The sequence below is a fragment of the Achromobacter sp. JUb104 genome (assembly GCF_024806975.1).
Classification (GTDB): domain Bacteria; phylum Pseudomonadota; class Gammaproteobacteria; order Burkholderiales; family Burkholderiaceae_B; genus Achromobacter; species Achromobacter spanius.
Map to the genome: position 1 here is coordinate 892,175 of NZ_JANUEY010000001.1, position 20,324 is coordinate 912,498.

21 protein-coding genes are annotated in these 20,324 nt (G+C 60.6%); 15 read left to right on the plus strand and 6 right to left on the minus strand.

All coding sequences use genetic code 11. The features are described 5' to 3' along the window. Nucleotides 1-4: 4 nt before the first annotated feature. Complete coding sequence (locus M2361_RS04155; protein ID WP_259246359.1) at nucleotides 5-598, minus strand: TetR/AcrR family transcriptional regulator; 594 nt, start codon at nucleotides 596-598, stop codon at nucleotides 5-7. A 96-nt stretch (nucleotides 599-694) separates the two neighbouring features. Here M2361_RS04155 and M2361_RS04160 point away from each other — a divergent pair, with 96 nt between their 5' ends. After that, complete coding sequence (locus M2361_RS04160) at nucleotides 695-1,882, plus strand: MFS transporter (RefSeq protein ID WP_404976347.1); 1,188 nt, start codon at nucleotides 695-697, stop codon at nucleotides 1,880-1,882. Nucleotides 1,883-1,949: 67 nt separating this feature from the next. After that, nucleotides 1,950-2,348 carry a RidA family protein gene (locus M2361_RS04165; RefSeq protein WP_259246361.1) on the plus strand — a complete coding sequence of 133 codons (399 nt, stop codon included), beginning with the start codon at nucleotides 1,950-1,952 and terminating at the stop codon, nucleotides 2,346-2,348. A gap of 23 nt (nucleotides 2,349-2,371) precedes the next feature. Here the strand turns inward: M2361_RS04165 and M2361_RS04170 are convergent, their stop codons facing one another. After that, a complete protein-coding gene (locus M2361_RS04170; protein ID WP_259246362.1) occupies nucleotides 2,372-3,283 on the minus strand; it encodes a LysR family transcriptional regulator in 912 nt (303 codons plus the stop codon). 143 nt (nucleotides 3,284-3,426) lie between these two features. Here M2361_RS04170 and M2361_RS04175 point away from each other — a divergent pair, with 143 nt between their 5' ends. Both M2361_RS04175 and M2361_RS04180 read left to right on the plus strand, forming a co-directional pair. Then, nucleotides 3,427-4,581: a DSD1 family PLP-dependent enzyme gene (locus M2361_RS04175; RefSeq protein ID WP_259246363.1), complete on the plus strand. Its 1,155-nt coding sequence runs from the start codon at nucleotides 3,427-3,429 to the stop codon at nucleotides 4,579-4,581. A gap of 113 nt (nucleotides 4,582-4,694) precedes the next feature. Next, nucleotides 4,695-4,967: a hypothetical protein gene (locus tag M2361_RS04180; RefSeq protein ID WP_100856290.1), complete on the plus strand. Its 273-nt coding sequence runs from the start codon at nucleotides 4,695-4,697 to the stop codon at nucleotides 4,965-4,967. 16 nt (nucleotides 4,968-4,983) lie between these two features. Here M2361_RS04180 and M2361_RS04185 read toward each other — a convergent pair whose 3' ends face one another. Continuing rightward, the gene (locus M2361_RS04185; protein WP_259246364.1) at nucleotides 4,984-5,292 is read right to left on the minus strand and encodes a DUF2513 domain-containing protein; all 309 of its coding nucleotides are present in this window, start codon (nucleotides 5,290-5,292) and stop codon (nucleotides 4,984-4,986) included. 124 nt (nucleotides 5,293-5,416) lie between these two features. Between M2361_RS04185 and M2361_RS04190 the strand changes: the two genes are divergently transcribed. The 5 genes from M2361_RS04190 to M2361_RS04210 all read left to right on the plus strand — a co-directional run bounded on the left by M2361_RS04190 (nucleotide 5,417) and on the right by M2361_RS04210 (nucleotide 8,016). Further along, entirely contained in the window at nucleotides 5,417-5,815 is a 399-nt protein-coding gene (locus M2361_RS04190) for a hypothetical protein (protein ID WP_100856289.1), read from the plus strand. Between the two features lie 95 nt (nucleotides 5,816-5,910). Continuing rightward, a complete protein-coding gene (locus M2361_RS04195; RefSeq protein WP_050445282.1) occupies nucleotides 5,911-6,231 on the plus strand; it encodes a hypothetical protein in 321 nt (106 codons plus the stop codon). Between the two features lie 371 nt (nucleotides 6,232-6,602). After that, a complete protein-coding gene (locus tag M2361_RS04200) occupies nucleotides 6,603-6,806 on the plus strand; it encodes a cold-shock protein (RefSeq protein WP_006220190.1) in 204 nt (67 codons plus the stop codon). Between the two features lie 161 nt (nucleotides 6,807-6,967). Continuing rightward, on the plus strand, nucleotides 6,968-7,504 hold the full coding sequence (locus tag M2361_RS04205; protein WP_404976261.1) for a DUF924 family protein: 537 nt from the start codon (nucleotides 6,968-6,970) through the stop codon (nucleotides 7,502-7,504). A 305-nt stretch (nucleotides 7,505-7,809) separates the two neighbouring features. Continuing rightward, a complete protein-coding gene (locus M2361_RS04210) occupies nucleotides 7,810-8,016 on the plus strand; it encodes a cold-shock protein (RefSeq protein WP_006225311.1) in 207 nt (68 codons plus the stop codon). Between the two features lie 113 nt (nucleotides 8,017-8,129). Here the strand turns inward: M2361_RS04210 and M2361_RS04215 are convergent, their stop codons facing one another. Next, nucleotides 8,130-8,675 (minus strand): TIGR00645 family protein, encoded by a 546-nt coding sequence (locus tag M2361_RS04215; RefSeq protein WP_259246366.1) that lies wholly within the window; start codon nucleotides 8,673-8,675, stop codon nucleotides 8,130-8,132. A gap of 264 nt (nucleotides 8,676-8,939) precedes the next feature. Here M2361_RS04215 and M2361_RS04220 point away from each other — a divergent pair, with 264 nt between their 5' ends. The 5 genes from M2361_RS04220 (at nucleotide 8,940) to lon (ending at nucleotide 15,885) form a co-directional block, all read left to right on the plus strand. Further along, on the plus strand, nucleotides 8,940-9,695 hold the full coding sequence (locus M2361_RS04220) for a M48 family metalloprotease (protein WP_100856285.1): 756 nt from the start codon (nucleotides 8,940-8,942) through the stop codon (nucleotides 9,693-9,695). A 164-nt stretch (nucleotides 9,696-9,859) separates the two neighbouring features. Then, entirely contained in the window at nucleotides 9,860-11,170 is a 1,311-nt protein-coding gene (gene tig, locus M2361_RS04225; protein ID WP_100856284.1) for a trigger factor, read from the plus strand. A gap of 4 nt (nucleotides 11,171-11,174) precedes the next feature. Then, nucleotides 11,175-11,828 carry an ATP-dependent Clp endopeptidase proteolytic subunit ClpP gene (clpP, locus tag M2361_RS04230; RefSeq protein ID WP_100856283.1) on the plus strand — a complete coding sequence of 218 codons (654 nt, stop codon included), beginning with the start codon at nucleotides 11,175-11,177 and terminating at the stop codon, nucleotides 11,826-11,828. Between the two features lie 101 nt (nucleotides 11,829-11,929). Next, a complete protein-coding gene (gene clpX / locus M2361_RS04235) occupies nucleotides 11,930-13,228 on the plus strand; it encodes an ATP-dependent Clp protease ATP-binding subunit ClpX (RefSeq protein ID WP_100856282.1) in 1,299 nt (432 codons plus the stop codon). 206 nt (nucleotides 13,229-13,434) lie between these two features. After that, nucleotides 13,435-15,885, plus strand: coding sequence for an endopeptidase La (gene lon / locus M2361_RS04240; RefSeq protein ID WP_259246368.1), 2,451 nt, complete (start codon nucleotides 13,435-13,437; stop codon nucleotides 15,883-15,885). Between the two features lie 116 nt (nucleotides 15,886-16,001). Here lon and lexA read toward each other — a convergent pair whose 3' ends face one another. After that, nucleotides 16,002-16,652, minus strand: coding sequence for a transcriptional repressor LexA (lexA, locus tag M2361_RS04245; protein WP_230695356.1), 651 nt, complete (start codon nucleotides 16,650-16,652; stop codon nucleotides 16,002-16,004). A gap of 156 nt (nucleotides 16,653-16,808) precedes the next feature. Continuing rightward, complete coding sequence (locus M2361_RS04250; RefSeq protein ID WP_127184971.1) at nucleotides 16,809-18,008, minus strand: amino acid aminotransferase; 1,200 nt, start codon at nucleotides 18,006-18,008, stop codon at nucleotides 16,809-16,811. A gap of 76 nt (nucleotides 18,009-18,084) precedes the next feature. Here M2361_RS04250 and uvrB point away from each other — a divergent pair, with 76 nt between their 5' ends. Then, entirely contained in the window at nucleotides 18,085-20,226 is a 2,142-nt protein-coding gene (gene uvrB, locus M2361_RS04255) for an excinuclease ABC subunit UvrB (protein ID WP_259249234.1), read from the plus strand. Nucleotides 20,227-20,324: the final 98 nt, after the last annotated feature.

Consider the following 20,324-nt stretch of genomic DNA (forward strand, 5'->3'; position numbering starts at 1 on the left):
TGAGTTATGTATGCCGCAGCAAGCCACGCAAGAGCAGGTCCAAGGCGTGCAGCGCGCGATCCAGCCGCAGTGAATCCGACGCCGCGTCCGCGTCGGCAATCCAGAATGCGCTTTCCGTCAGGCCACCGTTGATCAGTTGCGCCAGCGCTAGCGGGTCGGCAGATTCGATTACGGATTCGTCCATCAAGCGCTGCAGTAACGCAGCCAAGGACGCGGCGCACCGTTGCTGTGCCGCGTAGGGGGCCATGCCCAGGACCGCCCTGGCGTCTTGCAGTACGATCCGGCGGATCTCGGGTTCCGCGGCCATCCGCAGATAAGCCCGGCAACGTTCGCGCAGCGCGGTCCAGGTGTCTGGCGCCTTGTCTGAAATGGCGTTCAGGCGTTGGTCCATTTCATCGTCGATCTGTCCGACCACGGCCGTCAGCAGGCCTTTTTTGTCACCAAAATGGTGATACAACGCTCCTCGCGTCAACCCTGCCGCGGCGGTGAAATCGTCCATCGATGTCGCGGCATAGCCCTCGCGCTCAAAGGCCTGCCTGGCGGTGGCAAGCAGCTTGCTACGGGTGGACTCGATCATTTCTGCTCGGGTGCGGGGCATGCGGGTCTCCAGTGACATACGGTGCGTATCTTAATTGACATACGCAATGTATGTGAATACGATCTGCCCGTCTACTCAATGTTCAAAAGGTTATCGGTGCCCAATCCGTATCGTGAGTTGTTCAAAGCGCCTGGCGCAATCGGCTTTGTTTTGGCTGGCGCAATTGCGCGTCTGCCCTTGCCGATGATCGGAATCGGCATCATCACGATGCTTTCCGAGGTTCGCGGCTCTTATGCGCTGGCCGGCGCCGTGGCCGCGACCTTTGCCTTGGCCACCGCCTTGCTGGCGCCGCGCATCTCACGCCTGGTAGACCGCCACGGGCAAGGCCGGGTGCTGCCGGTGGCGGCTGCCGTCTGCGTGGCGGCGTTGATCTGCCTGGCTGCCTGCGTGCAGTGGAACGCACCCGACTGGACGCTGTTTCTATTTGCCGCCTTGGCCGGCACCTTGCCCAGCATGCCCGCCATGATCCGCGCGCGCTGGACCGAAATATTCCGCGATCAGCCCCAACTGCGCACGGCCTATGCGTTGGAATCGGTAGCGGACGAACTCAGCTTCATCCTGGGGCCGCCCTTGGCCGTGGGGCTTAGCGTGGCGTTCTTCCCGCAAGCAGGGCCGCTTGCCGCCGCGTTGCTGCTGGCGATCGGCGTGACGGCCTTTGTGCTGCAGAGCGCCACCGCGCCCGCGGTGCAAGTCCGGCAGGCGGGGCGCGAGGCGTCGGTGTTGCGCATGCCATCCATGCGCGCGCTGGTGGCCATGATGTCGGCCATGGGTGTCATCGTCGGCACCATCGACGTGTTGAGCGTGGCCTTCGCGCGCGCGCAGGGCGTGCCGGCGGGCGCCAGCCTTGTGCTGTCGGCCTATGCGCTGGGGTCGTGCGTGGCGGGGTTGGTATTTGGCGTCATGAAGTTTCAAATGCCGCTTGCCCGCATGCTGTCGATCGCGGCGGCGGTAACGGCATTCACAACCGTGCCGCTGTTGTTGGTGAACGACCTGATCACGTTGTCGCTGGGCGTGTTGCTGGCCGGCTTGTCGTTCGCGCCGACCATGATCATCGCCATGGCGCTAGTCGAAAGCAGCGTGCCGGGCCAGCGCCTGACCGAAGGGCTGACCTGGCTGGTGACGGGGTTGGGGGCGGGCGTGGCCGCTGGTGCGGCGATGGCGGGTTGGGTGGTGGACCACTACGGCGTGCAAGCGGGCTTCTGGACGGCAGTCGTGGCGGGGGCGGTTGTGCTGCTGGTGGCTTTGCCTGGCGGGCGGTCGCGCGCGGCGGCAAGCGCGGCGTAGCGCCACACCTGTCGCTAGAATGGCCGCTTTGGCGCGCTGCGGGGCGCGCCGTTCACAGGAGCGCAGCATGTCCAGAACCGTCGTCAATCCCGATACCGTTTTCAACACCGTTCAATACGGGTTCAGCCAAGCGGTGATCGTCACCGGGCAGCGCAGGATGCTGCTGTCGGGCCAGGTCGGCGTTGACATCAACGAAAAAACCGTCGGCCCCGGCCTGCAAGAGCAGACCGAGGCCGCGCTCGACAATATCGCGCGCGTGCTGGCGGCCGCGGGCGGCACGATGGCGCAGGTGATCATGCTGCGCATCTACATTTGCGAAACGGCGCGCGAGGATCAGGAAGTCATCGCCCAAGCGCTGCGCGACCGCTTTCCGGCCGAGCCTCCGCCGTCGTCGTGGGTGATTGTCAGCGGCTTGTCGCTGCCTGAATGGCTGATCGAAATCGAAGCGGAAGCCATGCTGGATTAACGTTGCGCGGCGCTGTCCAGCCCTTAAGGCTGGTCGCGCCAGGGAACCGTCGCAAAGGCCTCACGCAGGTACGCCAAAAAGCCCGCGGTTCGGGCCGACTGTTCCTGGCGCGACTTCACCAGCGCCACCACATTGGCATCCGGCAAATTCCAACCCGCCAATAGTGGCACCAGCGTACGCGCCTTCAGGTGCTCGGCGACATCCCATTCAGACCGCGCCACGATGCCGTGGCCAGCCAAGGCCCATTCCAGGGCGGCGGCCCCCGTGTTACTGGACAGAACGGGGGTAATGCGAACCCCAACGGCAGGGCCCCGGCCACGCTTGAAGCGCCACAGCGTTACGTCTTCATCGTTTTCGCGCAAGGCGATGCAATCATGGTCTCGCAGGTCTTCCGGTTTCGCGGGGGCGCCGTGGCGTCCCAAATACGCGGGGGAGGCGCACAGAATGCGGCGATTGGGCGCCAAGGGGTAGGCTACCAGCGTGGAGTCGCGCAGTTCGCCGATGTGCACCATGACATCCCAGTCGTCGGTAGCCATTCTGGGCGGCCCATCCGACAGCAACAGGCTGGCGGTGATGTTCTCGCTACTTGTGCGAAAGCTGGCCACCAGGCCCGCTAGATAACGTTGTCCGAAGCCCAAGGGGGCGACAACGCGCAGATGTCCGGCAACAACACCGCGCCGGCCTGCCAATTCATCAGCCAGATCGCCAAGCTCTCCGCAAATCTGCCCCGCGCGCAACGCCAACAATCGGCCTTCGTCGGTCAGTGCGGTGCCCCGCCCGGAACGATTCACGAGCCGGACGCCAAGGCGTTTTTCCAATGCATGCAGCCGCTGCGTGACAGCGGGGGGCGTCACGTCGAGGGCGCGCGCTGCTTGCGCAAGCGACGGGGTGGCGGCCAGGCTCAGGAAAAATCGCAGGTCGTCGCTCGTGATCATTTAGTTTGGAATTAATAAAAAATTAAGATCACATTAAACATGCTGGAGCGGCAGCACGCCATACTTCGAGACATCGATTCAGAACTTTCCGTATTTTCCGCGGATTTTCCGCGTACCTTCTGCGCATTCTCCGAGGCTTGCCCATGACTTCCGCCAGCAATCCAACCCCGCTCGACAGCCTGGATACCCCGTGCCTGCTGTTGGACGAAACGCGCATGACGCGCAACATTCAGCGTTTGAATGCGCTGATGGCCAAACACGGGGTGCAACTGCGCCCGCATCTGAAAACGCCCAAGTCCATTGATGTCGCGCGCCGTGTCATGAGCAGCCCGCAGGGGCCGGCCGCCGTGTCCACGCTGCAGGAAGCCGAGCAGTTCGCGGCCGCTGGCGTTACCGATCTGCTCTATGCGGTGGGCGTGTCGCCGGGCAAGCTTGCGCGGGTGCTTGCCCTGCGGGAGCGCGGCGTGGACCTGACGATTGTGGTCGACAGCATCGACGCGGCAGAGATGGTAGCCGCGCAGGCCAAGGCGTCCTGCATGCCCCTCCCAGCGCTGATCGAAATCGACTGCGACGGCCATCGCGCGGGAGTGCAACCCGACAACCACGAACACCTCTTGGCAATTGCCCAGGTGCTTGCCCAGGCGGATTGCCTGCGCGGCGTCATGACCCACGCCGGCGAATCCTATGGCTGCCGCAGCCTTGAGGCAATCGCCGACATGGCCGAGCAGGAGCGCGCCGCGGCGGTCGGTTGCGCCGACGCCATCCGCGCAGCCGGGCTACCGTGCCCCGTCGTCAGCGTAGGGTCCACGCCCACCGCGCATTTCGCCCGCAGCTTGGCGGGCGTGACGGAAGTGCGCGCGGGCGTATACGTATTTTTTGACTTGGTGATGGCCGGCTTGGGCGTGTGTTCCGTGGATGACATCGCGGCCACCGTGTTGACTACCGTCATCGGACATCAGCCGGACAAAGGCTGGATTCTGGTCGACGCCGGCTGGATGGCCATGTCGCGCGACCGCGGCACCGCTAAACAGCCGGTGGATCAGTTGTACGGCTTGGTGTGCGATGCGCAGGGCAAGGTCTACCCCGACTTGCTGTTGGCGGAAACCAACCAGGAGCAGGGCATCATCAAGCTGCGCGCGGGCAGTGCCGCCAGCTTGCCGGACCTGCCCTTGGGCACCAAGCTGCGTATCGTTCCGAATCACGCCTGCGCCACGTGCGCCCAGCATGACGCCTACCACGTCGTGCGGGAAGGCGAGCCGGGCGTGGTGGCCCACTGGGAGCGGTTTCGCGGTTGGTAAGCGGGGATTGGCTCGAGCAGGGCAGGGAAGTCCCTACGAGCTTCTGGGAGCATTGAGGCGCAGGGCGCACGCCTATAATGCGGGCGCCTCAACACCCCAGGGGGAGTCGCCTGATGCAGTACGAATATTTGTTCTGGTCCATGGCCGCGATGGTGGCGGCCGCGCTGGTGGGTGGCTCGCTCTGCGGCCGTCTGCGCTCGGTCAAGCAGGTGCTGCTGGGGGTGATTGCGCTGGCCACGACGATCTGCGTCGCCGTGGTAGTGCTGGCGCGCCAAGGCGGCTTCAGCGACTTGGCGGCCATGCTGGCCATTGCCGCCTTCATGTTCAGCCTGGTGATCGGCACCGCCGCATCCTTGCTCACGCGGCGCATCTTGCAGCGCCGCTGAGCTCCAGGCTTTCTTCTTACTCTTCGGCGTCGAAAATCTCGCCGTCGTCCTCGTCCTCGTCATCCTCATCCTGCTCAAGGGCGTCGTAGCCCTTCCAGGTGATGCGCCAACGCGCCGCGCCTGCATTGGCCGCCGTTTCGCTCACCTGTTTGACCAGGCCGGCATCGGCCAAAAGGTCCAGATGATGCGCAATGACCTGCAAGCCCTGTTCTTCCGGGTGCGGGGCCAGTGCGACGATCTTGATGTCGTGCGTGCTCAGGTTGGGGCCGGGCGCGTCGCGCAGGGCGCCCAAAATCGTGACGACCAGATCGAAATCGCGTTGCATGATGTTCACCGTAAGGAAAATAGTAGGCCGACGATAGCAGAGTTCCCTGGCGCCAATGCGACGGGGCGCAAGGCCGGGTTACAGTCCATGGTTCTAGACAACCGACACCTACGTACAGAACTTTATGAAGAAACCCGCTGAACGCGATTGCCTTGCCGTGGTCCCCGGATATTCGGGCCAGGCTGCCAAGCTTTACCTCACGCGCGGTGAAGACGAACGCATCGACGGCGTGACAATTTTCGACCTGTTGGGCCACGTCAAGCTGCAGGCCGACCCCGAGGCCGCTTCCGCCTGGATCGGCGACTGGCTGGCTCAAGAGGCCGACAACCGACGCGCGCGCCGGACCCAGTTGCAGGCGCAGATGTTCATCTGCAAGCTGACTGGCGACGAGAAAGACGCTTTCCTGGCTGCCCAGAAGCCGCTCATCGCCGTCCTGACCGACGCCGGGGTGCGCTGCCGTCGCGTGGCCGCCACGTCTGGGGCTGCTCGGCAGTCGTTGGGCCCGAATGTCAAAAAACATTAGGCCAAGGCTGTTATAGTCGCGCCTGGGCGTGAGATTGCACCTTCACGGTGCGTGCGTCCAAGCGGGCCAGGCCCGCTGATCAAGGAAGATTGAACATGGAAATAGTAAGTCGGCACCTTGCCGACGTAGCGGGCGGCGTCGAGCTGCTCACGACGCTGGATGGCGAGCCCATCAGCGTCTATGTGGTGGTGGGCGTAACCGATCTCAATGCGATCGCTGACATCGTCCCCATCGAGAAAGTCGAGGCTGGAGCGGATATACACGCTTCAAATGTCGACAATGTTGATAATGCGCAAGAACAAATCGACCAGGTCCTGGAGAATATGAATCCCGGCGACGTGGCGGTTTTCCTTTGCTCGGGTTCCGATGCTTTTGGCGCGGCACTCGATCTGTTGGGTTTACCTATCGACCAGTAAGCCTGACGGCAAACCAAAGTGCTGATCCAAAAGGCGTATGAATGACATGCGCGTTAACGACAGCATTTAAATAAGCCCCGATTGTTTTTTTATGTTGTATGGGTGTTTACACCTATGCAGGGACAAGTTTTGCCTATGAAAACGTGCAAATTTTCAACGCAGTTTCTCTTTGTTGCATTATTGGCACGTATTTTTTAGGATTATGTTGACTTGCGAGGGGAATATAACGATAGTGTCGGCACACGATCACAAGCGTTGCGATTTTCGTTCAGTGCCGTGCCTTTTCCGGCTCAGCGTTATTGTTCTACTGTCCCCTCCTTGATTGATTCGTGACCTCCGGGCATTTGCCCATTATCTCTAGGAAATACAGTATGGAAACCGGCGTCGTTAAGTGGTTCAATTCGGAAAAAGGCTATGGCTTCATCACCCCGGAAGCGGGTGGTAAGGATCTGTTCGCTCACTTCTCCGAAATCCAGGGTTCTGGCTTCAAGTCTCTGGAAGAGAACCAGCGCGTCAGCTTTGTGACGGCCAATGGCCCCAAGGGCCCGCAAGCCACGAAGATTCAGGTCCTGTAAAGGTCTGATTTTTCGCAAAAAAGCCCCTTCGGGGGCTTTTTTTGTTTTTGCGCGCTATGCTTTGCACGTTCACGCAGCAAGCCCGCGCCCGTGTGGCCAGCGCCGCGCCGTAGGCCCTCCAGGATCGTTTCCCCATGACATCTCCCACGCCCAAGCCCCTTATGCCGCAGCCCCAGGATGTGGTGGCTTTCTGGACCGATGCGGGCCCCCAGCAGTGGTACACCAAGAGCGATGCGTTTGATGCCGAGTTTCGCCGGCGCTTCGAAGCCGCGCATTGGGCAGCCGCTTCTCGGCAGTTGGATGCCTGGCAGGAAGATGCTGACGGCGCGCTCGCCTTGATGATCTTGCTGGATCAGTTTCCCCGCAACGCCTTTCGCGGCACGGCGCATATGTTTGCCACCGATCCTTTAGCTCAGTACTTCGCGGAGCGAGCCATCGCCGCGGGCCACGATTTGGCGGTGGCGAGGCCTTTGCGGCAGTTCTTTTATATGCCGTTTGAGCATTCGGAAAGTCTGGCGATGCAAAATCGTGGCGTGGCTCTGATGGAACCGCTGGACGCGGATACGCTGCGATGGGCGGTTCTGCATCGCGACATCATCAAGCGCTTTGGCCGTTTTCCGCATCGCAATGCCGCGCTAGGCAGGCAGACGACCCAAGCTGAACAAGATTTCCTTGCCGAGGGCGGCTTCGCCGGTTGACGCAAACCGCGGTGCTGGGGCGTGACTGCCCGCTTATCGGGTATCGACGTGTATCCATTCCTGCCAAGGTGAAAATATTCGTCAATTTCGTGCGGTTGGTAGCGGCCCTCAAGCCATCTCGATTCGACCATTCGCGTGTTTGACGTTTTTCAAGGTTCACCAATACACTGGGTTCAGCGAGATTTTCAAGCGACGCGGTCTGCGTCAACTTGTCGCCGTCAGTGGTGCTGCGGTTGCTTCCTCTCCCATCCTTGATGATCTGGCGCCCCGCGAGCAATCGCATCTTTTAGGTTCAAGGACACTCCATGGCAACCGGCATCGTTAAGTGGTTCAACGCCGAAAAGGGTTACGGCTTCATCATGCCCGACGACGGCAGCAAAGACCTTTTCGCCCATTACTCCGAAATCCGCAGCGAAGGCTATAAGTCGCTGCAGGAAAACCAGCGCGTCACCTTCGAGGTCGGTACCGGTCCCAAAGGTCCAAGCGCCAAGAACATCAAGGTCGCAGCCTGATACTTTAGGGGTGGCGTGCCGGGCGCACCCCGGTGTTCGACCCATGAAAAAGCCTCCACACGCAACGTGTGGAGGCTTTTTTTGTCACTGGCGCCAAGCGCCGTGAGCGGGTCTTAGTGCTTTTGGGTGGGCGAGGTGGACAGTTTGTCCACCAGCGCGATGCCCAGCGCGGACAGAATGAACAGTGCGTGAATGATGGTCTGCCACATCACACCCGCCTCGGTGAAGCGTGCATTGGGGGTGCCGATCGTGCCTGCCTCGATGAACGTGCGCAAAAGGTGGATCGATGAAATGCCGATGATGGCCATCGCCAGCTTCACCTTGAGCACACTGGCGTTGACATGGCTCAGCCACTCCGGCTGATCCGGATGATTCTGCAGGCGCAGGCGCGACACGAATGTCTCGTATCCACCCACGATCACCATGACAAGCAGATTCGAGATCATGACCACGTCGATCAGTCCCAGCACCAACAGCATGATCTCCATTTCGCCAAAGCTATTGGCATGCGTCACCAGGTGCCACAGCTCTTTCAGGAAGAGCATGACGTAGACGCCTTGCGCCACGATCAGGCCCAGGTACAGCGGCAGTTGCAGCCAGCGGGAACTGAAGATCAGATTGGGCAGCATGCCCAGGCGGGGAGGGGGATTTTCAATCATGTTGGGTGCGAGCCGTATGTGGGTATGCGATAAAAGTGCGGCGGCAATTCTAACAACCCCGGCGTAACGCCGGCAGCAGATTTTTATGACAGTTTGCCCTTGCACATAGCGATGCTGTTAGCACGCCTGGGCTGCGCTTGCCCGACTTTTGTGTAAGCGAAACTGGCATTTGCGAAACTGTGTGGCGAAACGCTTGGAGCGCTTTCGGCATATATAGAATTGCCGCCTTGCTCGCATAGAGTTAGCCAAGAGGAGTTTGTTCCCATGAAGATCCGCTACACCGTTGCCGCGTTGGCTGTTGCGCTTGCCCCTTTTTCCACGTCGCACGCCTTCGACATCGGCGGCCTGGTGGGCGCCGGCAGCAAGGTCGTGCAAGCTGCCACGCTGAGCGATGCCGAAATCAAGACGCTGTCTGACAAGGCTTGCGCGCAAAGCGACGCACAGGAAAAGATCGCGGCTCCGGGCAGCAAGTACGACGCGCGCCTGCAGAAGATCGCCAAGGCGCTGGGTGGCAGTGTTAACGGCCAGAAGGCCAGCTACAAGGTCTACCTCACCAAAGACGTCAACGCCTGGGCCATGGCCAACGGTTGCATCCGTGTCTACAGCGGCCTGATGGACATGATGACGGACGACGAAGTGATGGGCGTGGTGGGCCATGAAATCGGCCACGTCGCACTGGGCCATAGCAAGAAGGCCATGCAGACCGCCTATACGGTGTCGGCCGCGCGCGATGCGGCGGGTGCTGCCGGTGGCGCCACGGTTGCCGCGCTGAATTCGTCGCAATTGGGCGATCTGACCGAGAAGTTCATCAACGCGCAGTTCTCGCAATCGCAGGAAAGCGCGGCGGACGACTATTCGTTCGACCAGTTGCAGGCCAAGAAGCTCAATACCCGCGGTTTGGTGACGGCATTCCAGAAGCTTGCCGAGCTGGATGGCGGCAAGAGCGATATGATGAGCTCGCACCCGTCCTCGGCCAAGCGCGCTCAACACATCGAAGACCGCATCGCCAAGGCCAAATAAGGCGTCAAAGCGACGTTCGCCCTCCCTTTCCGGGCGGAAAACGGGGCGCGAGTATCCGGGCAAATCCGGGGCTCGCGCCCCTTTGCGTCAGGGTTCCGGAAGTTTCCGGTAAAATGGCGCGTTTATCCGCCCGTAATCTCATCTCTCGGAAAATAGGTCTTTTAATGCAGCCTGTGGTTGAAACCCTCTCCGGCCTGGAGCGCCGTGTTGATCTGGCCGTCTCGGTGGCCGACGTCGAAAAGGAAGTCCAGGCGCAATTGAAGCGCGTGGCTCGCACCGCCAAGGTCCCCGGCTTCCGCCCGGGTAAGGCTCCGCTCGCCATGCTCGAGCGCAGTCATGGCCCCAGCATCCGCTACGACGTGATCAACAGCCAAGTTGGCCGTGCGTTCGAACAAGCCATCGACGGCGCGAAGCTGCGCGTCGCTGGCGCCCCGAACCTGGAACCCAAGACTGAAGGCGTCACCGACGACACGCTGGCGTTTACCGCCACGTTCGAGGTGTACCCCGAAGTCGCCGTCCCGGATCTGTCGGCCCTGGCCGTCACCCGTTACGAAACCGCCGTCACCGACGCCGAAGTTCAACAAACCCTGGACGTCCTGCGCAAGCAGCGCGCCACGTTCGAAGCCCGTGAAGGCCGCGCCTCGCAAGACGGCGACCGCGTCACGCTCGACTTCGCCGGCACCATCGACGGCGTGCCGTTCGAAGGCGGCAAGGCCGAAGACTTCCCGTTCGTGCTCGGCCAAGGCCGCATGCTGCCGGAATTCGAAGAAGCCGCCCGCGGCCTGAAGGCTGGCGAAACCAAGGTCTTCGAGCTGAAGTTCCCGGACGACTACCAAGGCGTTGAAGTTGCCGGCAAGACCGCCGAATTCACCATCACCGTCAAGGAAGTGGCTGAAGGCGTCCTGCCCGAACTGAACAGCGAATTCGCCCAGTCGCTCGGCCAAGCCGAAGGCGACGTCGAAAAGCTGAAGGCTGACATCCGCAGCAACATCGAGCGCGAAGTCAAGGTCCGTTCGGCTGGCCGTACCAAGTCCAGCGTCATGGACGCCCTGGTCGAAGCCGGCAAGTTCGACGTGCCGAAGGCGCTGGTCGACAACGACGTGCAAGGCCGTGTCGCCGCTGCCCGCGAAGAGCTGAAGCAGCGTGGTATCCCCAACGCCGAGTCCGTGCCGATCCCGGCAGAAGCCTTCTCGACCGAATCCGAACGCCGTGTCCGCCTGGGCCTCTTGGTGTCGGAACTGGTCAAGCAAGCTCAACTGCAAGCCAAGCCCGAGCAAGTTCGTGCGCGCATTGAAGAATTCGCGGAAAACTACGAACAACCCGCTCAGGTTGTCAGCTATTACCTGGCTGACCGCCAGCGTCGTGCTGAAATCGAGGCTATCGTGCTGGAAGACAATGTCGTCGCGCACGTGCTGGAAAAGGCCAAGGTCACCGACGAAAAGGTGCCTTTCGATCAGTTGATGGGGATGGCGTAACACTATGCAGAGATTCACCGATTTCTATGCGGCAATGAATGGCGGGTCTTCGGTGACCCCCACCGGCCTGGGCTACATTCCCATGGTTATCGAGCAGTCGGGGCGCGGCGAGCGCGCCTACGACATCTATTCGCGTCTGCTCCGCGAACGGCTCATTTTCCTGGTGGGTCCAGTCAATGACGCAACGGCCAACTTGGTTGTGGCTCAGTTGCTGTTCCTGGAATCGGAGAATCCTGACAAGGACATTTCCCTGTACATCAACTCGCCCGGCGGGTCGGTGTACGCGGGAATGGCCATTTTCGACACCATGCAGTTCATCAAGCCGGACGTATCCACCCTGTGCACGGGCCTTGCGGCCAGCATGGGCGCGTTCCTGCTGGCGGCTGGCAAGAAGGGCAAGCGTTTCACGTTGCCCAACTCGCGGATCATGATCCACCAGCCGTCCGGTGGCGCCCAGGGCCAAGCGTCCGACATCCAGATCCAGGCTCGCGAGATCCTGGACCTGCGCGAACGTCTTAACCGGATTCTGGCCGACAACACCGGCCAGTCGATTGAGCGCATCGGCCTGGACACGGAACGTGACAACTTCATGTCCGCCGAAGATGCGGTATCGTATGGATTGGTGGACAAGGTAATGAACTCCCGTTCGGAAGGCTGACTTCCCGGTTGTTCCGAACCCGCTGCCATCAAGTTTGAGTAAGCGCATGCGCCGGACTTCATACCGGTCTGGCGCATCTTTACCTGAGATACGAAACAAATATGCCTGAAAAAAAGGGATCGGCAGACGCAAAAGTGCTGCATTGCTCGTTTTGCAATAAAAGCCAGCATGAAGTCCGCAAGCTGATCGCGGGTCCGTCGGTATTCATCTGCGATGAGTGCATAGATCTGTGCAACGACATCATCCGCGAAGAAGCGCAGGCTACCGCGCGCGCGGCGATTCGTTCCGAGCTGCCTACTCCGGCCGAAATCAAGACTTTCCTCGACCAGTACGTCATTGGGCAAAACTCGCCCAAGCGCATGCTGGCGGTGGCGGTCTACAACCATTACAAGCGCATTCGTCACGGCGAGATCAAGGGTGACGAAGTCGAACTCTCCAAGAGCAACATCATGCTGATCGGCCCCACGGGCTCCGGCAAGACGCTTTTGGCGCAGACGCTGGCGCGCATGCTGAATGTGCCTTTCGTCATGGCTGACGCCACGACGCTGACCGAAGCCGGCTATGTCGGTGAAGACGTCGAGAACATCATTCAGAAGTTGCTGCAGAACTGCAACTACGAAGTCGAGAAGGCGCAGCGCGCCATTATCTACATCGACGAAATCGACAAAATTTCCCGCAAGTCCGACAACCCGTCCATTACTCGTGATGTGTCGGGCGAGGGCGTGCAGCAGGCTTTGTTGAAGCTGATCGAAGGTACGGTCGCTTCGGTGCCCCCGCAGGGCGGCCGCAAGCATCCCAACCAGGACTTCGTCCAGGTCGACACGACCAATATCCTGTTCATCGTGGGCGGCGCCTTCGACGGGCTGGAAAAGGTCATCCGCGACCGCACCGAGAAATCGGGCATCGGTTTCTCGGCGTCGGTGCGAGCCAAGTCCGAGCGTGGCGTGGGCGAACTGTTCTCTGAAGTCGAACCCGAAGATCTGATCAAGTTTGGCTTGATCCCGGAACTCGTCGGTCGTCTGCCCGTGGTTGCCACGCTGGACGAACTGGACGAAGCTGCCCTGGTGCAGATTCTGACCGAGCCCAAGAACGCCTTGCTGAAACAGTTCCAGAAGCTGTTCGCCATGGAAGGCGCTGAACTGGACTTGCGCCCGGCGGCATTGAAGGCCATTGCTCGCAAGGCGCTCAAGCGCAAGACGGGTGCCCGGGGCTTGCGTTCGATCATCGAACAGACGCTGCTGGACACCATGTACGAGCTGCCGTCGCAAGGTAACGTCAAGCGCGTCGTCGTGGACGAGGGCGCGATTGAAGGCGAGGGCAAGCCCTTGCTGATCTACGCTGACGAAGCCGGCGAAAAGGACAAGCCCGAGCGCGGCGAAGTCCGCGACGCGGCTGCCTGATATTTCAAAAAAGCCCGTTCCTGTAACGGGTTTTTTTGCCGTAGGACTGCCCTTCGGGGCATTTTTTTTGGCCTTTAGACTATCCGGCAGCCGGGATCTTGAATTTTCGGCTATTGTTCCCATAACAGACGTAACTGACGTGGATAGCTCGGGGACACCCCGAGCACCCTGTCCCCGATACGCCGAGTCATACCGAGGAACCTCCTATGTCTGCCAGCCAGACCCTGCCTTCCGACCCGATCGACCTGCCCCTGCTCCCACTTCGTGATGTCGTGGTGTTTCCGCACATGGTCATCCCGCTGTTCGTCGGCCGTCCGCGCTCTATCCGCGCGCTCGAGGTTGCGATGGAAGCGGGCAAAAGCATCATGCTCGTGGCCCAAAAGTCCGCCGGCAAGGATGACCCCACCCCTGAAGACGTCTACGAGATCGGCTGCGTTGCAGGCATCCTGCAGATGCTCAAGCTGCCCGACGGTACCGTAAAGGTGCTGGTCGAAGGCACCCAGCGTGCCCGCATCAGCAGCATCGAGGATGCCGATTCGCATTTCACCTGCCAGGTGACGCCTATCGAGCCGGACGCCATGCAAGGCTCCGAGACCGAGGCCCTGCGCCGCGCGATCGTCGCCCAGTTCGAACAGTACGTAAAGCTCAACAAGAAGATCCCCCCGGAGATCCTGACCTCGTTGGCTGGCATCGATGATGCGGGCCGCCTGGCTGATACGATCGCCGCACATCTTCCGCTGAAGCTCGAGCAAAAGCAAAAGATGCTCGAGATCGTCGGCACGTCCGAGCGCCTTGAAGGTCTGCTTACCCAGCTCGAAACCGAAATCGACATCCTTCAAGTCGAAAAGCGGATTCGTGGCCGTGTGAAGAAGCAGATGGAAAAGAGCCAGCGCGACTACTACCTGAATGAGCAGGTCAAGGCCATTCAGAAAGAGTTGGGCGAGGGCGAAGAAGGCGCGGACATCGAAGAGCTTGAAAAGAAGATCATCGCTGCCCACATGCCTAAAGAGGCGCGCAAAAAGGCCGATGCCGAGCTCAAGAAACTCAAGCTCATGTCGCCGATGTCTGCCGAAGCCACGGTGGTGCGCAACTACATCGATACGCTTATCAACCTCCCCTGGAGGAAGAAGAGCAAGATCAACAACTCGATCTCCAACGCCGAGACGGTGCTGGACAACGACCATTACGGTCTGGAAAAGGTCAAGGAACGCATCCTTGAATATCTTGCCGTTCAACAGCGCGTTGACAAGGTAAAGGCGCCGATCCTGTGCCTGGTTGGCCCTCCTGGTGTGGGCAAGACCTCGCTGGGGCAGTCCATCGCGAAGGCCACGAACCGCAAGTTCGTGCGCATGGCGCTGGGCGGTGTGCGTGACGAAGCCGAGATCCGTGGCCATCGTCGTACGTACATCGGCTCGATGCCGGGCAAGATCGTTCAGAACATGTCGAAGGTCGGCGTGCGCAATCCTCTGTTCCTGCTTGATGAAATCGACAAGCTGGGCATGGATTTCCGTGGCGATCCCTCGTCGGCCCTGCTCGAAGTGCTGGACCCGGAACAGAACCACACGTTCCAGGACCACTACATCGAAGTCGACTTCGACCTGTCCGACGTCATGTTCGTGGCCACCAGCAACACGCTGAATATCCCGCCGGCCCTGTTGGACCGTATGGAAGTGATCCGGCTCTCCGGTTATACGGAAGAGGAAAAGATCCATATCGCCCGCGACCATCTGCTGCCCAAGCTGATGCAGAACAACGGCGTGAAAGACAGCGAGCTGACCGTTGACGACAGCGCATTGCGCGACATCGTGCGCTACTACACCCGGGAAGCCGGTGTGCGGGCGCTTGAACGCGAAGTGGGCAAGATCTGCCGCAAGGTCATCAAGCAATTGCTGACCCAGAATGATCGCGCCAAGGCCGAAGGCAAAACCCTTGAGGTGAAGCCGGTCAACGTTACGGGCGACAACCTGAGTGATTATCTGGGTGTGCGCCGCTACACGTTCGGTATGGCCGAGAAGGAAAACCAGATCGGCCAGGTGACCGGACTTGCCTGGACGGAAGTGGGTGGCGACTTGCTGACCATCGAAGTCGCAGACATGCCTGGTAAGGGTGTCATCCAGCGCACGGGTTCGCTCGGCGACGTGATGAAGGAATCCGTTGAGGCTGCGCGCACGGTGGTACGTTCACGGGCGCGTCGTCTGGGCTTTGCCGACAGCGTCTTCGAAAAGCACGACATGCACGTGCACGTGCCGGAAGGCGCGACGCCGAAGGACGGTCCGTCCGCCGGTATCGCGATCACCACGGCCATGGTTTCGGCGTTGTCGCGCATTCCCGTGCGCGCCGATGTCGCCATGACCGGTGAGATCACGCTGCGCGGTGAGGTGTTGCCGATCGGCGGCTTGAAGGAAAAGTTGCTTGCGGCTCATCGCGGCGGCATCAAGACGGTCTTGATTCCGGAGGAAAACGTCAAGGATTTGGCGGAGATCCCGGACAACGTCAAAAACCATCTTGAGATCGTCCCGGTCCGCTGGATCGACAAGGTGCTGGAGCTGGCCTTGGAGCGTCTGCCTGAGCCGTTGTCAGAGGAAGAGGCCGTGAAGGAGCCGCTGGTGGCCAAACCGGCGGAACCCGGTTCAACCGACCCCGTCCTTAAGCACTGATTGCTTGCTTGGATTTGGCCGCTCTTAGATGTAGAAGAGGGCGGCCAAATAAAAACCCCGTCACGTTCTGAACGTGGCGGGGTTTTTTATTGCGCAGACGAATGCGTGTCGCTTGCTTAATGCAATGCGTGCGTACGAATCAAGCCGACTGCAATTCCTTCCAGCGCAAATTCCTGGTCGGCTTCGACCACGATGGTTTGAAAGTCTGGGTTTTCAGGCAGAAGCTCGATATGACCGTTAATGCGCTGCAGGCGCTTGACCGTGACCTCATCGCCAATGCGGGCCACCACAATCTGGCCGTTGCGGGCTTCGGACGCTTTCTTAACGGCGAGTAAGTCGCCTTCAAGGATCCCGGCGTCGCGCATGCTCATGCCGCGCACCTTCAGCAGGTAGTCGGGCGTTTGCGCGAACAGGTGCGGGTCAACGCCAACTTCACGTTCCACGTGCTCTGCCGCAAGAATAGGGCTGCCTGCCGCTACGCGCCCTACCAATGGCAGCAGTAATTGCGACAGTGAGGGCAGGGGTGAAGACGTTTGTGCAGGCGATGACCCACCATCTTTCAGGCGTATGCCACGCGAAGCGCCAGCGGTGAGTTCGATGGCGCCCTTGCGGGCCAGTGCTTTGAGGTGGTCTTCCGCGGCGTTGGGCGAGCGGAAACCCAAGGCCTGGGCAATTTCAGCGCGCGTCGGTGGGAACCCCGTACGCGTGACGGTTTGCCGGATAAGGTCCAGAATTTGTTGCTGGCGATCTGTAAGTTTGCTGGCCATGGCGATGATCCGGTGCGAGCGGACTGTACATATATACAGCGCCATTCTGGGGGACGCAGCGCAAAAAAGCAAGCTGGTGCCTGGCGGAATGCAAAACGGAGCCCGAGGGCTCCGTTTTGTCACGCACGGGTCGCAAGGACCCGCTGGCGGGCGAGGTTACAGCACAGCGGCGATGCCGGCAGCGACCTTGTCAATGTTGCCGCTATTCAGTGCGGCAACGCAGATGCGGCCGCTGGACACGGCGTAAACGCCATGTTCTTCGCGCAGGCGGTCGACTTGCGCCGAGGTCAGGCCCGAATACGAGAACATGCCACGCTGTTCCAGAACAAAGCTGAAGTCCTGCTTGCCGCCGTGTTCCTTGATTTTCTCGACCAACTGCTTGCGCATCAGGCGGATGCGGTCGCGCATGCCGGCGAGTTCTTCTTCCCACATGGCGAAGAGCTCAGGGGTGTTCAGAACCGTCGACACCACCGTGCCACCGTGCGTGGGCGGGTTGGAGTAGTTGGTGCGAATGACGCGCTTGAGTTGGCTCAGTACGCGAACGGCTTCGTCCTTGCTGCCAGCGACGACCGTCAGGGCGCCGACGCGCTCGCCGTACAGCGAGAACGACTTCGAGAACGACGAGCTGATGAACATGGTCATGTCCAGATCGGCGAACATGCGCACGACGGCAGCGTCTTCGGTCAGACCTTCGCCAAAGCCCTGATAGGCGATGTCGAGGAACGGAACCAGGTTGTTTTCTTTTACTACCGCAGCGATTTGCTTCCACTGTTCGGTCGTGGGGTCCACGCCGGTGGGGTTGTGGCAGCATGCGTGCAGCACAACGACGGTCTGCGCCGGGGCTGCCTTTAGATCGGCCAGCATGGCTTCGAAATTCAGGCCGCGGGTGGTGGCGTCGTAGTACGAGTACGTGCCAACTTCAAAGCCGGCGCGTTCGAACAGCGCGCGGTGGTTTTCCCAGCTGGGATTGCTGATCAGCACCTTGGAGGTGGGCAGCAGTTGGCGCAGGAAATCAGCGCCGATCTTCAGTGCGCCGGTGCCGCCCAGTGCTTGGGTGGTCAGGACGCGCCCGGCCGCGGCCAGCGAGGAGTCTTTGCCCAACAGCAGCGCTTGCGCACCCTGGTTGTAGCCGGCGATGCCTTCAATAGGCAGATAGCCGCGAGCGGCGGCGGCTTCAATGCGGGCGGTTTCGGCCTTGCGAACGGCGCCCAACAGGGGGATCCGTCCCTGATCGTCGTAGTACACGCCCACGCCCAGGTTGACTTTACCCGGGCGCGTATCCGCGTTGAATTGTTCGTTCAGACCAAGAATGGGGTCGCGCGGCGCGAGTTCGACGGAATCGAAAAGGTTGCTCATGGGCTTCTGATGAGGATGGGTGGACGCAGTACGAGGTGCTGTGGATAATGGGGGGTTTACCCTGGAACAGTCTAGCATGCCAAACAGCCCAATAGACCCAAGCGGCGCGGGAGATCTGGCTCAGAATCCCGCTACGGATTCTGTGGTGCCGGCAGCGTCTGAGGCCGTGCCTGGAACCAGCGTCGAACCCCGCGTCGAACCCCGTTTCGTCGAGTATCCAGGCAGCCCGTACCAGTTGTTCCAACCCTATCCCCCAGCAGGCGACCAGCCCGCCGCCATTGACGGCTTGCAGCAAGGGATAGAAGACGGCCTGATGTTCCAGACGCTTCTAGGCGTTACGGGCTCGGGCAAGACCTACACCATGGCCAACGTGATCGCCCGCTTGGGGCGTCCCGCGTTGGTGCTGGCACCGAACAAGACGCTCGCGGCACAGTTGTACGCGGAAATGCGCGAGTTCTTTCCAAAGAACGCGGTCGAGTACTTCGTTTCCTACTACGACTACTACCAGCCCGAGGCCTATGTGCCGACGCGCGATCTGTTTATTGAGAAGGATTCGTCCATCAATGAACACATCGAGCAAATGCGGCTGTCGGCCACCAAGAGCCTGCTCGAGCGGCGGGATACGATCATCGTGGGGACCGTGTCGTGCATCTACGGTATCGGTAACCCGGGCGACTACCACGCGATGGTGCTGATTCTGCGCAGCGGGGATCAGATCTCGCGGCGGGAAATCCTGGCGCGCCTGGTGGCGATGCAATATACGCGCAATGACGCTGAATTCACCCGTGGCGTATTCCGGGTGCGAGGCGAGTCCATCGATATTTTCCCTGCGGAAAGCGCGGAGTTGGCGCTGCGCCTGACGCTGTTTGATGACGAGATCGAAAGCCTGGAGCTTTTTGATCCGCTGACCGGCCGCATCCGCCAGAAGTTGCCCCGTTTCACCGTATACCCCGGTTCGCACTATGTAACCCCCCGCGATACGGTGTTGCGTGCGATTGAAACCATCAAGGAAGAACTGCGCGAACGGGTGAAGCGGTTTGTCGACGACGGCCATCTTGTCGAGGCGCAACGCCTCGAACAACGGACGCGGTTCGACCTGGAAATGTTGCAGGAACTGGGCTTCTGCAAGGGCATCGAAAATTACTCCCGCCATCTGTCGGGTGCGGCGGCGGGGGAGCCTCCGCCCACGCTCATTGATTACCTGCCTTCCGACGCCCTGATGTTCATCGACGAAAGCCACGTGACCATCGGCCAGCTCAGCGGCATGTACCGTGGGGACCGATCGCGCAAGGAAACCCTGGTGCAATATGGGTTCCGGCTGCCGTCGGCGCTGGACAACCGGCCGCTCAAGCTCGAGGAATTCGAGGTGCGGATGCGCCAGTGCGTGTTCGTGTCGGCAACTCCCGCTGCGTACGAGAAAGAACATGCCGACAATGTTGTGGAGCAGGTTGTGCGGCCGACCGGTCTGGTCGACCCGTTGGTGGAAGTGTTGCCGGCGCGCACGCAGGTGGATGATTTGCTTGGCCAGATCAAGGCCCGGGTATCGGTGGGCGAGCGCGTTCTGGTGACGACGCTTACCAAGCGCATGGCGGAAGATCTGACCGACTTCCTGAGCGAGCATGGCGTCAAGGTTCGGTATCTGCATTCCGACATTGACACGGTCGAACGCGTGGAAATTCTTCGCGATTTGCGTCTTGGAACGTTCGACGTGCTGGTGGGGATCAACCTGTTGCGCGAGGGCCTGGATATTCCGGAGGTGTCGCTGGTGGCGATTCTGGACGCGGACAAGGAAGGCTTCCTGCGGTCCGAGCGCAGCTTGATTCAAACCATCGGCCGAGCCGCTCGCAACTTGAATGGCCACGCGATTCTGTATGCGGACCGCATTACGGATTCGATGCAGCGCGCCATGGAGGAAACCAGTCGCCGACGTGCTAAGCAGCTACAGTTCAACATCGACAACGGCATTACGGCCCGCGGCGTTCGCAAGGCCGTGCGCGAGCTGATCGATGGCATCGTAGCGCCGGTGCAGCACGATGCGCTGGAGGCAGCGGTTCCGGCCGAATTCCTGAAGGACGAAAAGGCCCTGGCTCGCGAACTCAAGCGCCTTGAAAAACTGATGATGGACCACGCCCGAAACTTGGAATTCGAGCAGGCTGCCGCTGCGCGAGATGCGCTTACCGCGTTGAAGCAACGCGTGCTTTTGGACGGAGCTGTGTGACCATTTGCGCCGGCAATCGGGCGGGCAGCTTGCTTACTGCAAGCTGAAAACGGGCAAATTCATTGGCTTGACGGTGTCAGTTTCGCAATGCACACCTT

Coding starts and splice junctions, on each gene's coding strand:
- M2361_RS04175 (WP_259246363.1), top strand. CDS start 3,427: ATGACTTCCGCCAGCAATCCAACCCCGCTCGACAGCCTGGATACCCCG.
- M2361_RS04165 (WP_259246361.1), top strand. CDS start 1,950: ATGTCCAGAACCGTCGTCAATCCCGATACCGTTTTCAACACCGTTCAA.
- M2361_RS04205 (WP_404976261.1), top strand. CDS start 6,968: ATGCCGCAGCCCCAGGATGTGGTGGCTTTCTGGACCGATGCGGGCCCC.
- M2361_RS04170 (WP_259246362.1), bottom strand. CDS start 3,283: ATGATCACGAGCGACGACCTGCGATTTTTCCTGAGCCTGGCCGCCACC.
- lon (WP_259246368.1), top strand. CDS start 13,435: ATGTCTGCCAGCCAGACCCTGCCTTCCGACCCGATCGACCTGCCCCTG.
- M2361_RS04220 (WP_100856285.1), top strand. CDS start 8,940: ATGAAGATCCGCTACACCGTTGCCGCGTTGGCTGTTGCGCTTGCCCCT.
- M2361_RS04190 (WP_100856289.1), top strand. CDS start 5,417: ATGAAGAAACCCGCTGAACGCGATTGCCTTGCCGTGGTCCCCGGATAT.
- M2361_RS04155 (WP_259246359.1), bottom strand. CDS start 598: ATGCCCCGCACCCGAGCAGAAATGATCGAGTCCACCCGTAGCAAGCTG.
- M2361_RS04180 (WP_100856290.1), top strand. CDS start 4,695: ATGCAGTACGAATATTTGTTCTGGTCCATGGCCGCGATGGTGGCGGCC.
- clpX (WP_100856282.1), top strand. CDS start 11,930: ATGCCTGAAAAAAAGGGATCGGCAGACGCAAAAGTGCTGCATTGCTCG.
- M2361_RS04195 (WP_050445282.1), top strand. CDS start 5,911: ATGGAAATAGTAAGTCGGCACCTTGCCGACGTAGCGGGCGGCGTCGAG.
- M2361_RS04250 (WP_127184971.1), bottom strand. CDS start 18,008: ATGAGCAACCTTTTCGATTCCGTCGAACTCGCGCCGCGCGACCCCATT.
- M2361_RS04210 (WP_006225311.1), top strand. CDS start 7,810: ATGGCAACCGGCATCGTTAAGTGGTTCAACGCCGAAAAGGGTTACGGC.
- M2361_RS04185 (WP_259246364.1), bottom strand. CDS start 5,292: ATGCAACGCGATTTCGATCTGGTCGTCACGATTTTGGGCGCCCTGCGC.
- M2361_RS04200 (WP_006220190.1), top strand. CDS start 6,603: ATGGAAACCGGCGTCGTTAAGTGGTTCAATTCGGAAAAAGGCTATGGC.
- lexA (WP_230695356.1), bottom strand. CDS start 16,652: ATGGCCAGCAAACTTACAGATCGCCAGCAACAAATTCTGGACCTTATC.
- M2361_RS04215 (WP_259246366.1), bottom strand. CDS start 8,675: ATGATTGAAAATCCCCCTCCCCGCCTGGGCATGCTGCCCAATCTGATC.
- tig (WP_100856284.1), top strand. CDS start 9,860: ATGCAGCCTGTGGTTGAAACCCTCTCCGGCCTGGAGCGCCGTGTTGAT.
- clpP (WP_100856283.1), top strand. CDS start 11,175: ATGCAGAGATTCACCGATTTCTATGCGGCAATGAATGGCGGGTCTTCG.
- uvrB (WP_259249234.1), top strand. CDS start 18,085: ATGCCAAACAGCCCAATAGACCCAAGCGGCGCGGGAGATCTGGCTCAG.